Source organism: Bartonella sp. MM97QHHN, from assembly GCF_042194285.1.
Classification (GTDB): domain Bacteria; phylum Pseudomonadota; class Alphaproteobacteria; order Rhizobiales; family Rhizobiaceae; genus Bartonella.
Genome location: NZ_JBHIMS010000103.1, coordinates 70658 through 82617, shown reverse-complemented (window position 1 = coordinate 82617; position 11960 = coordinate 70658). Strand labels below are relative to the sequence as shown.

At 39.5% G+C, this 11960-nt stretch carries 10 protein-coding genes; 9 read left to right on the top strand and 1 reads right to left on the bottom strand.

The features are described 5' to 3' along the window. The first annotated feature begins 95 nt into the window (after positions 1-95). The 8 genes from metK to truB all read left to right on the top strand — a co-directional run bounded on the left by metK (position 96) and on the right by truB (position 9167). Positions 96-1364 carry a methionine adenosyltransferase gene (metK, locus tag ACFIJW_RS08370; RefSeq protein WP_375633979.1) on the top strand — a complete coding sequence of 423 codons (1269 nt, stop codon included), beginning with the start codon at positions 96-98 and terminating at the stop codon, positions 1362-1364. Continuing rightward, positions 1361-2062: a tRNA (guanine(46)-N(7))-methyltransferase TrmB gene (locus tag ACFIJW_RS08365; protein ID WP_375633978.1), complete on the top strand. Its 702-nt coding sequence runs from the start codon at positions 1361-1363 to the stop codon at positions 2060-2062. The genes metK and ACFIJW_RS08365 overlap by 4 nt, the downstream gene beginning before the upstream one ends. A gap of 127 nt (positions 2063-2189) precedes the next feature. Further along, positions 2190-2840, top strand: coding sequence for a ribosome maturation factor RimP (gene rimP, locus ACFIJW_RS08360; protein ID WP_375611870.1), 651 nt, complete (start codon positions 2190-2192; stop codon positions 2838-2840). A gap of 47 nt (positions 2841-2887) precedes the next feature. Next, positions 2888-4519, top strand: a complete 1632-nt coding sequence (gene nusA / locus ACFIJW_RS08355) for a transcription termination factor NusA (protein ID WP_375633977.1) — start codon at positions 2888-2890, stop codon at positions 4517-4519. Then, positions 4520-5155 carry an RNA-binding protein gene (locus ACFIJW_RS08350; protein ID WP_375633975.1) on the top strand — a complete coding sequence of 212 codons (636 nt, stop codon included), beginning with the start codon at positions 4520-4522 and terminating at the stop codon, positions 5153-5155. After that, positions 5152-7671 carry a translation initiation factor IF-2 gene (infB, locus tag ACFIJW_RS08345; protein ID WP_375633974.1) on the top strand — a complete coding sequence of 840 codons (2520 nt, stop codon included), beginning with the start codon at positions 5152-5154 and terminating at the stop codon, positions 7669-7671. Before ACFIJW_RS08350 ends, infB begins: the two co-directional genes overlap by 4 nt. A 121-nt stretch (positions 7672-7792) precedes the next feature. After that, complete coding sequence (rbfA, locus tag ACFIJW_RS08340; protein WP_375633973.1) at positions 7793-8200, top strand: 30S ribosome-binding factor RbfA; 408 nt, start codon at positions 7793-7795, stop codon at positions 8198-8200. A 4-nt stretch (positions 8201-8204) separates the two neighbouring features. After that, positions 8205-9167, top strand: coding sequence for a tRNA pseudouridine(55) synthase TruB (gene truB / locus ACFIJW_RS08335; RefSeq protein WP_375633972.1), 963 nt, complete (start codon positions 8205-8207; stop codon positions 9165-9167). Positions 9168-9626: 459 nt separating this feature from the next. Here the strand turns inward: truB and ACFIJW_RS08330 are convergent, their stop codons facing one another. Next, positions 9627-11255 carry an MFS transporter gene (locus tag ACFIJW_RS08330; protein ID WP_375613307.1) on the bottom strand — a complete coding sequence of 543 codons (1629 nt, stop codon included), beginning with the start codon at positions 11253-11255 and terminating at the stop codon, positions 9627-9629. A 314-nt stretch (positions 11256-11569) separates the two neighbouring features. Here ACFIJW_RS08330 and rpsO point away from each other — a divergent pair, with 314 nt between their 5' ends. Further along, positions 11570-11839 (top strand): 30S ribosomal protein S15, encoded by a 270-nt coding sequence (gene rpsO, locus ACFIJW_RS08325; RefSeq protein WP_005774142.1) that lies wholly within the window; start codon positions 11570-11572, stop codon positions 11837-11839. Positions 11840-11960 lie beyond the last annotated feature (121 nt).

The following is an 11960-nucleotide window of genomic DNA, read 5'->3' as shown; positions in this document are numbered from 1 at the left end:
ATTTGCATTGACTATTTGCTGTAGAATTAGCAAATGGTGACGACTTTAGTAAGCAATTGATTAAATCGTTGGTTTTCTTTTTTGAAGGAGTTCCTATGCCGCATCAAGATTATCTTTTTACGAGCGAATCGGTATCGGAAGGACATCCTGATAAAATTTGTGATCGTATTTCCGATGAAATCGTTGATATGATCTATAAAGAAGCTGAAAAGACTGGTACTGATCCATGGTTAGTACGCGTTGCCTGTGAAACTCTCGTCAGTGTCAACCGTGTTGTTATCGCTGGTGAAGTACGTGTTCCCGATACGCTATTAAAAAAAGATAAAAATAAAGAATTCATCTATGATGAAACTAGCTTTCCACTCATTAATCCCACACGTTTTCGTACAGCAGCCCGCCGTGCTATTCGTACCATTGGCTATGAACAAACAGGCTTCCATTGGAAAACTGTTAAAATTGATGTTCTTTTGCGCCCACAATCAGCTGATATAGCAAGAGGGGTTGATAATGCTACGGATCGGCATGGTGAAGAAGGAGCAGGTGATCAAGGTATCATGTTTGGATATGCTTGCCGTGAAACACCTGATCTCATGCCTGCGCCAATTTATTATGCGCATAAAATTCTCAAACTTCTTGCCGCAGCTCGTCATAAAGGAGAGGGAGAAACTGGAAAATTAGGACCAGATGCTAAAAGCCAAATAACCATACGTTATAAAAATGGAAAACCGATAGAGGTCACATCCATTGTTCTTTCAACGCAGCACCTTGATGAAAGCTGGGATTCCAATAAAGTACGTACAGTGGTTGAACCTTACATTCGCCAAGCTTTACATGACATTCCCATTGCAGCTCAATGCAGTTGGTATATTAACCCAACAGGAAAATTTGTCATTGGAGGACCTCAAAGCGATGCCGGATTAACGGGACGCAAAATTATTGTGGATACTTACGGAGGTGCAGCACCCCATGGAGGCGGTGCTTTTTCAGGAAAAGATACAACAAAAGTTGATCGTTCTGCTGCCTATGCGGCACGCTATCTGGCTAAGAATATTGTTGCTGCTGATTTAGCAGAGAGATGCACCATTCAACTCTCCTATGCAATTGGTATTGCACAACCTTTATCTATTTATCTTAATCTTCATGGAACAGGAAAAGTCGATGAAAAAGTTATTGAAGAAGCCATCCGCAAAATAATGGACCTTTCACCTACCGGCATTCGAAAACATCTTGACCTCAATAAACCTATTTATGCGAAAACAGCTGCCTATGGTCACTTTGGTCGTAAACCAAAACACGATGGTTCGTTTTCATGGGAAAAAACTGATCTCGTGAAAACGCTTCAAACAATGATCCAAATCCCATGATTAAACATAATATACGTAAGAGTGAAGCATTTTTTGGACGCCGACAAGGAAAACAACTTCGAAACAGTCAGCTTACACGTATACAAATGCTTCTCCCCAATTTGAATATTGATTTAAATGTCCCTCCTCCCTTAAACCTTACATCCTTATTTTCAAGCAAAGTAAGAGAAATTCGACTTGAAATCGGTTTTGGTGGAGGTGAACATTTACTTCATGAAATGGAATATTTTCCAAAAACCGGTTTTATCGGCGTCGAGCCCTTTATCAATGGCATGGCAAAAATATTATCGTCTCTTGAACAGCATCAAAACCATCAAAATCGTCTTCGCCTCTATAATGATGATGCTACACGCCTTCTTGATTGGCTCCCTGATAACTCGCTTGATGGAATAGACCTCTTCTATCCTGATCCTTGGCCGAAAAAGAAACACTGGAAACGACGCTTCATCAACATAAAAAATCTTAACCGTTTTGCTCGTGTTCTTAAAATAGGGAAGTTTTTGCGCTTTGCTAGCGATATAGACAGTTATGTAAACTGGACTTTGTACCATTGTGCACAACATGATCACTTTGAATGGAAAGCAGAAAGCCCTCAAGACTGGAAACTCCCTTATCCACTATGGAGCGGAACCCGCTATGAAGCAAAAGCTTTACGCGAAGGACGAACGCCTTCCTATCTTACCTTTATCAAGAAATAAATGATCAAGCGCTTTTCTCATAAACAACTTGAAAAATTTTGAATTTAAGAGTATCAATAGTTAAATTCTTGGTCTTATGATGAAGAGTGGGCCGTTGGACCCGCTCTTTTTTAATATCATAAAACTGATGAAACCAACTTGGATAAAATGTATGAACGAAGCTGAAAAAATAAGCAATCTTGACGAACCGCGCCTGTTTGAAGAAGATGGTATCGAAGCACAGGTTGCTGCTCTTGTCATACCACTACTTAAACCTTTAGGTTTTCGTTTGGTTCGTGTGAAACTTCTTGGTCAAAATGGTTTAACACTTCAAATTATGGTTGAACGTGCCGATGGTTCTATGACCATAGAAGATTGTGAAACTGTTAGTCGAACAGTTTCTCCCCTCCTTGATGTACAAAATGTTATTGAACGCAAATATCATTTAGAAATCTCATCACCTGGAATTGATCGTCCATTGGTAAGAAAATCTGATTTTTTTCATTGGCAAGGGCATCTTGCAAAAATTGAAACCAAAATAACAATTGATGGGCGCCGAAAATTTCGTGGGACACTTACAAATATCACGCAAGATGGATTTATTTTAAACACTGATAAAGCTGCTTATGGAGAAGCCATGTATACCCCTATTTCCTTTTGTGATATCATAAATGCGCATTTAGTGCTTACCGATGAGCTTATTCGCGATGCATTGAAACAAAATAAAGATTTAAGTCAACAATTCATTGCCGAAGAGAACGCTAACGACTCTATACAGACGCTCAATTTCAAAAAATAATATCACTGGGAAATACCCATCGTGTGGCACAAAGAAGGAGAAAATTGATGGCTACAAGCGCTAACAGGCTTGAGATTCTGCAAATTGCAGATGCTGTTGCACGTGAAAAGTCAATCGACCGTGAAATTGTCATTTCTGCGATGGCTGATGCTATTCAAAAAGCAGCACGTTCTCGTTATGGTCAAGAAACCAATATTCGTGCTGAAATCAATTCTAAAACAGGTGAAATTAAATTACAGCGCCTGCTTAAAATCGTTGATGTCGTTGAAGACTATACAACGGAAATTACTTTGTCTGATGCTCTCAAACGTCAAACAGAAGCAAAAATTGGTGATTTTTTTGCTGATCTTTTACCTCCTATGGATTTTGGACGTATCGCAGCACAATCTGCTAAACAGGTTATTGTACAAAAAGTACGCGATGCAGAGCGCGATCAGCAATATGAAGAATTCAAAAATAAAGTTGGTGAAATTATTTCTGGTACAGTTAAGCGTGTGGAATATGGTAACGTCATCGTTGATCTAGGACGCGGTGAAGCTATTGTTCGCCGTGATGAATTAATTCCTCGTGAATCATTCCGCTATGGAGATCGCATTCGTGCTTTTGTCAATGATGTACACCGTGAAACGCGTGGTCCACAAATTTTCCTTTCACGCACACATCCCCAATTTATGGTAAAACTTTTCACTATGGAAGTACCAGAAATTTATGATGGTATTATAGAAATCAAATCTGTTGCTCGTGATCCAGGTTCACGGGCTAAAATCGCCGTTGTTTCACGCGATGGTTCCATTGATCCTGTTGGAGCATGCGTTGGAATGCGAGGAAGTCGTGTACAAGCTGTTGTTGCTGAATTACAAGGCGAAAAAATTGATATTATTCCTTGGTCGCCTGATGCGGCAACATTTGTCGTTAATGCACTGCAACCTGCTGAAGTTTCTAAAATCATCCTTGATGAAGATGCTGAACGGATTGAAGTTATTGTGCCAGATGATCAACTTAGCCTTGCTATTGGACGACGTGGGCAAAATGTTCGCTTGGCTTCGCAACTAACAGGATGGAACATTGATATTTTAACGGAAAAGGAAGAATCTGAAAATCGTCAAAAAGAATTTACTGAACGGAGTAAATTGTTTATGGCAGCCTTAGAGGTTGACGAAATGATCGGACAGGTTATGGCATCAGAGGGTTTTTCTTCTATTGAAGAAATCGCCTATATTGATCTTGAAGAAATCGCTTCTATTGATGGTTTTGACCATGATACCGCCGCTGAAATCCAAAGTCGTGCCCGCGAATATCTTGATCATCAAGAAAAAGAACTTGATGAAAAACGCAAAAAGCTCGGAGTTTCTGACGAGTTGCGAACACTTCCTGGAATGACAAGTGCTATGTTGGTTGCTGTAGGTCAGGATGGTGTAAAAACAATAGAAGACTTTGCTGGCTATGCCGTTGATGATTTAGCTGGTTGGAGAGAACGTAAAGAAGGTCAAACACAGAATTTTTCTGGTATTTTAACCCCTTTTGACATTACACGCGCAGATGCAGAAGCTATGGTTTTAGCCGCACGTGTACAAGCAGGCTGGATAGACCAAACTGATCTTGTTACAGAAAATCCTGTAGAAGATGAAAATTCTGCAGAAAATGAAAAAACAGATGATTTGGATGTGGATACACTTTAAATGAATGAACGGACTTGCATTGTGACCCGAAAAAATGCTTCAGCACAAACGCTGATCCGTTTTGTTATTGGTCCCAATAACCAAATTGTTCCTGATCTTAAAGCGAATTTACCAGGGCGTGGCGTTTGGATTTCTGCCCATCACGCTGTTATTGAGAAAGCAATCAAACAGAAAGCTTTTCATAGAAATTTTAAAACAGATGTTGAAGTTACACCAAATCTTGTGCATGTTGTTGATACGCTTTTACTAAAAGCCGCTCTTTCAAGCCTTTCCATGGCACGAAAAGCGGGAGCAATTGTTATGGGAGCAACAAAGGTTGACGCTGCTATCCGCTCTGGTAAAGTTATTCTTGTACTTCATGCTAAAGAAACAACAGAAGATGGGAAACGAAAAATTGCACAGGCCATCCATTCAATACAACAACAAACAAATCGGACTATAAAAACCATATCTTTATTTACAAATGATGAAATGCGAGTGGCTTTTGGCTCTAATCCTGTAATGCACGCGGCCTTACTGGACACAAAAGCTGCTGAAGGATTTCTCAAAACGACATGTAGATTGATCAGCTATCGTGACGACAAGCATAGTAAGTCTAGTGAGATGACGGCACAAGCCGTGAAGGAAGTACAATGAGTGAAAATAACAACGACAAAACAACGGTCAAGAAGATACTAACTCTCAAGAGGTCTGTCTTGGAAACGAGCACGGTTAAACAAAATTTTAGTCATGGCCGTACGAAGGCTGTCGTTGTCGAAACCAAACGGCGTAAAATTACGCGACCTGATGAAAAAGCTGAAACCCTACAGCCCATTACAAAGCCGCATGTGGCCCCCCAGCGTTCTAAACCGCGTTTTGAGGAAAAAAAGCCTCAAGAATCTGTGGCCAAAAGCAATCTTTCATCAACTGAAATGGAAGCGAGACTTCGCGCGTTAGAAGAAGCACATATCCAAGAAAGAATAACGCGAGAACAAGCCGAAGAAGAAGCAAGACGCGCTAAAGAGCGTGAAGAAATTTTACAGCAAGAAATTAAAGAAAAAGAAATCCATCTCCAACAAGAAGAAGAAATATCGCCAGTGCAGACTCCACCTGTTCCCCCTCTCATTGAACAGGCAGATATTCCTATTGCCACTAAACAGACAACCGTGGTTGAAAAACGCAAAATAGATGACAATAATGAGGAAGAACGGCATAGTCGACGTGCTAATCCTGCTAAATCAGAAATACGTGTACCCAAAGTTGTCAAAGGAGCTGATGAGCGGAGACGCGGAAAGCTAACTCTGAATAGTGCACTGGATGAAGAAGGAAGCGCACGTGGGCGCTCAATGGCTGCAATGCGGCGTAGACAGGAAAAATTTAAGCGTGCACAAAATCAAGAACCAAGAGAAAAAATTTCTCGCGAAGTTGTTCTTCCTGAAACGATTACCATTCAAGAGCTCGCACAACGTATGACTGAGCGTTCTGTTGATGTGATTAAATTCTTGATGAAACAAGGACAAATGATGAAACCTGGCGATGTTATTGATGCAGATGTTGCCGAACTCATCGCTGTTGAATTTGGCCATACTGTTAAACGTGTTTTAGAATCTGACGTAGAAGAAGGTATCTTTAATATAACAGATAATCCTCAAAACATGCAGCAGCGCGCCCCTGTTGTAACCATTATGGGCCATGTTGACCACGGAAAAACTTCTCTTTTGGATGCTATTCGTAAAGCAAATGTTGTTTCTGGCGAAGCAGGAGGTATTACGCAGCATATTGGTGCCTATCAAGTAGAACAAAACGGTCAAAAAATTACCTTTATTGATACACCAGGTCATGCTGCATTTACGGCTATGCGTGCACGCGGAGCTCGTGTTACTGATATTGCTGTTCTCGTTGTAGCCGCTGATGATAGTGTTATGCCTCAAACGATTGAATCAATCAATCATGCGAAAGCTGCTGGTGTACCTATCATTGTTGCTATCAACAAAATTGATAAACCAGCTGCGAATGCACAAAAAGTGCGTACAGAACTTCTACAACATGAAGTGTTTGTTGAAACTATGGGTGGTGAAACTTTGGACGTTGAAGTTTCTGCTAAAACTGGTCAAAATCTTGATAAACTTCTCGAAGCTATCCTTCTTCAGGCTGAAATGCTTGATCTGAAAGCAGATCCCCAACGAACTGCAGAGGGCGTTATCATTGAAGCCAAATTGGATCGCGGACGTGGGTCTGTTGCAACAGTTCTTGTTCAAAAAGGTACATTACACCCTTCTGATATTATAGTTGCTGGAAATGAATGGGGTCGTGTGCGTGCTTTGATTGACGACCATGGCCGCCATGTCAAAGAAGCCGTTCCCTCTACACCAATTGAAATTTTAGGCATGCAAGGAACACCACAAGCCGGAGACCGTTTTGCTGTTGTCACACATGAAGCAAAAGCACGTGAAATTTCTGAATATCGACAACGATTAGCACGTGATAAAGCTGTTGCGCGGCAAACTGGTTCGCGTGGTTCTCTTGAGCAAATGATGACAAAATTGCAAACGACTGGTGTTAAGGAATTTTCTCTTATTATAAAAGGGGATGTGCAAGGATCAATCGAAGCAATTGCTTCAGCATTGGAAAAACTTGGAAATGATGAGGTTCGTGCACGTATTGTACATTCTGGTGCTGGAGGAATTACCGAAAGTGATATTTCTCTTGCAGAAGCTTCTAACTCTGCTGTAATTGGCTTTAATGTTCGAGCCAATAAGCAAGCACGTGATTTTGCTAAAACACAAGGAATTGAGATTCGTTATTACAACATCATTTATGATCTTGTTGACGATATCAAGGCTGCCATGTCTGGATTACTCTCACCAGAACAGCGTGAAACTTTCCTTGGTAATGCTGAAATTCTAGAAGTCTTTAACATTACAAAAATTGGAAAAGTTGCAGGATGTCGTGTTACAGAAGGTAAAATAGAACGAGGAGCCGGTGTTCGCCTTATCCGCGATAATATCGTTATTCACGAAGGAAAGCTGAAAACACTCAAACGCTTTAGGGATGAAGTCAATGAAGTGCAAAGTGGTCAAGAATGTGGAATAGCCTTTGAAAATTATGAAGACATGCGTGCAGGAGACATCATTGAGACCTTCCGTATCGAACATATTAATCGCACATTATAAAATAATCCAATAACTTTACTCTGTTGTGAAATGAGAAAAGTTATTAGGTTTTATACACAATATCTCTTTTTCCTTATCTAAATGGTCAAAAAAGAGATCTTGTAGCAAGGATAAAACTTTGATGAAAAATGCAGGGCCATCACAACGGCAACTTAGAGTAGCAGAGCAAGTACGTCATGCAATAGCGCATATATTACAGCGTGATATTTTGCTTGATGATATCTTAAAAGATATTGTTATTTCTGTCTCTGAAGTACGCATGTCACCAGATTTAAAAATTGCTACTTGCTTTGTATCACCTCTCAGCACTCTTAAAAATGCTTCTCATACCGATGTTGTTGATACCCTCAATAAACATAGTCGTTTTCTCCGTGGAGAAATCAGTCATGCGTTGCGACAAATGAAATATATGCCAGAACTGCGTTTCCGAATTGATAATAGTTTTGATAATTTTTCAAAAATTGATGCCCTCCTTCGCTCGCCTGAGGTTGCGCGCGATCTTCACCATAGTGATACAGATGAGGATTAAAGATATGGCGCGGCAACACAAGAAAAAAGGGCGTCCTGTTTCTGGCTGGGTCATATTTGATAAACCAAAAGGAATGAAATCAACAGAAGCTGTCTCACAAATCAAATGGCTCTTCCATGCTCAAAAGGCAGGACATGCGGGTACACTTGATCCTCTTGCTTCTGGTCTCCTTCCCATTGCATTGGGCGAAGCAACCAAAACCGTCCCTTACGTGATGCAAGGCAAAAAAACTTACCGTTTTCATATTGCTTGGGGGCAAGAGCGCTCAACAGATGATTTAGAAGGAGAAATAACGAAAACTTCTCTCATACGTCCAACACAAGAAGAAATACTTGCTCTTCTTCCTCAATATACAGGTGTTATTTTGCAAACACCTCCACAATTTTCAGCAATCAAAATTGCCGGAAATCGTGCCTATGATTTAGCGCGTGAAGGGGAAGTTGTTGAAATTCCGCCCCGTGAAGTGGAAATAGAAACTTTCAAGTTATTAGAAATGCCTACCAAAGAGCATTCTGTCTTTGAAATAACCTGCGGAAAAGGAACTTATGTGCGCTCTTTAGCACGCGATATGGGACGTGATCTCAGTTGCTATGGGCATATTGCTGATTTAAGACGTATTGCCGTCGCACCTTTTGATGAAGAAGATCTCATTACATGGGAGGAACTAAAAGCAGCCATTCCGCCAAATAAAAACACTACAGATGAAAATAATCGTTCTTTTGAAAAAAACTTCACAACACTTGATGAGCTCTTAATTGACACAAGCGCCGCATTGGATTGCCTCCCTCACTATATCCTTAATGAAACTCAAGCACAGAGGATTATAAGAGGCCATTCTATCCTCTTGAATCATCACAAAGTACCTCTTGATGAAGAGGAAGTTTGTGTCCTCTATAAGGAACAACTTCTTGCTATTGGCACTCTCGACAAAGGTCTATTTAAACCAAAGCGGATTTTCACAATTTAATCGATTCTTTTCCCAACCACCTTCTGCGGAAAGATATTTTTCTCTATCAATTAAGAAACATATGGTGCTTTTCATTGTCTATATTTACCGTATTCATATCAAAATTTAAGTCAGTGCTATAAGCTAACACCACCACACACTTTTTCCTCTTAATGTCGCAACAATCCTTGCATTTAAAGGATTCATAAGAGGCTTTTTATTTCTTTTTTAATCGTTTTTTACTCATACTTTAGTCCTCGTTTATAATGTACAAGCAAAGATATGGACTGATTTACTCTAAATAGATTTGAAACGAGAAAAGCTTAAGATTTTCAGAACTATCACTCAACATGAAAAATAACAAATAACCATTATAAATCAATTCATTAAATATTGAAACAGCAATTTTTTTATGATTATGCTAACAAATTGATCGAAATAATATTAATATATTTAATATTTACAAAAACTGTTTTAATCCTAAGGGAGATGATCAGAGGAAACTTTTAAAAGCATCTCATTGGCTTGAGGTATTGTTTGGCGTTCAATCATGCGGTGCACTCTTATACCGTTAGGAGCACAATTTAAATGACGCAGACGCTTATTGACTTCTGCATCTGCTTTTGTACGACGATGATTATGGCGTAAATAATCTACCCATGTTGGCATATGATAAGCCTCTGTCCAATATTCAGGTCTTTCAAGATCTCGTAAAAGGACCCACTGACGCGCACCATCACGTAATCGAATATGGCGTCGACGCGTCATCACTTTGAGAAACTCTTCAAGATCATTTTCATGAATTTTATAATCGATCATTATCATGATCGGTCCACTTCTTGCTTTGAGGTCAAGTAATAATTCCGGCTCTCTAAAATGATCAAGAGGATTTAAATCTATCTGAGGAATTTCTTGAATTCTAAATTTTACCCCCGCAAGAGCACCAAAAATCAAGAATAGAGAACAAACGCTCAAAGCAATTGTTGGAGAATAACCATCAGCCAAAACTCCCCAGATTGCACTTCCAATAGCCATCCCCCCATAAGATGCCGTTTGATAAAGTGCTAAAGAACGTGCAACAACCCAGCGTGGTGTAGAGAGTTGTACAGATGTATTAAACAATGATAATGCCAAAACCCAACATAACCCTGCAGGAAATAAAGCAATATGGCTTATAATCAGTGAACGGCTTATTCCCAATAAAAAGCAAGAAAAGGCAAAACCAATAAATGCACTTGCAATAATTGTTTCTGAACGAAAATGATGCCGTACAACTGCATTAATAATACCTGCTGTCATGGCTCCTAACCCAAAACAACCGAGCAATGTACCATAAAGAAGGGCACTTCCTCCAAGAACTTTATGCGCAACAATTGGCAAAAGTGCTAAAATAGAAATTGCTCCTATACCAAAAAGGAACGCTCGAACCATAATACTCAGGAGATTAGGTGACATCGCAACATAACGCAAACCATCTGAGACAGCTCCTAACAGCCTTTCTCGTGGTAATGAGTTGTTTTCATAATTCGACTTCCAGAAAAACAACGCACCAATAAGAGGAATATAGCTTATAGCATTAAACAAAAAAGCAGCAGATGCCCCCAAAGTTGCAATGATGGCACCACCAATAGCAGGACCAACACTCCGCATCAAATTAAAGCCTACACTATTCAAACTAACAGCAGCAGGAATATTTTCCCTGCTCACAATATCTCCTATCGTTGCTTGCCAAGAAGGATTATAAAAAGCTGTGCCACATCCAATCAAAAACGTAAAACATAACAAAAGCCAAGGTGTTAGAAATCCCATATAGGCTAAAACAGATAAACTCATGGATATGACCATCATCATAATCTGCGCACACAACATAATTTGACGCCGATTAAAATTATCCGCTAATGCCCCTGCCATCAAAGAAAACATAACAAGTGGTAATGTTGTGGCACTTTGAACAAGCCCAACCATGGAATGCGAAGAACTAATCAACGCCATTAACCACCCTGCTCCAACAGCCTGTATCAGCCCCCCTAAATTAGAAATAAGAGTAGATGACCATAGATTTCGAAATACCGAATTACGAAAAAGTTTTAATGTTGAAATGCTCTGCATCTTTTTCCTCCAAATCGGTATTTATCATCTTTGTTATCACACACACGCTCATAATCTTTGTATCAAAAGGATGCATAATTCTTTAAAAAACTTCTCATAAAACTCTATTTAAATCAATATTTCAAAACAAAAGCTTTTATTTAAAGAAAGACTTCAAAATGCTGTAAAGGACTAGTATTTTAACCTTCTTTCCTATATAAGGACGAAAATAGGTAAGAGTCTTTGACTCTTCTTGTTTCCTCACAGACCCTTGCTGAACGACATCTCGGCTATGGGTGACTTTATGTTTCTTCGTTTTTGGAAAGGATAATACGATGTCGATTACAGCTGAACGTAAACAAGCTCTTGTCGCAGAATACGCAAATAAAGTTGGTGATACAGGATCACCAGAAGTACAGATTGCTGTACTTTCTGAACGTATTTCTAATTTAACAAACCACTTTAAATCTCACAAAAAGGATAATCATTCTCGTCGTGGTCTTTTGAAGATGGTGTCTCAACGTCGGCGTCTTCTTGATTATCTTAAAGGAGTTGACCAAAATCGTTATCAGACACTTATCAAAAAGTTAGGTTTGCGTCGCTAAAAGAAAAATGGTGGTGGCGTTTAAAAAAAAACCACCCATTTTTTCAACGTGTTGCTTTTAATTAAAAAATTTAAAAACTGACAAGTTATTATGGGATAGGACTGCTTATCATTTCGCATTT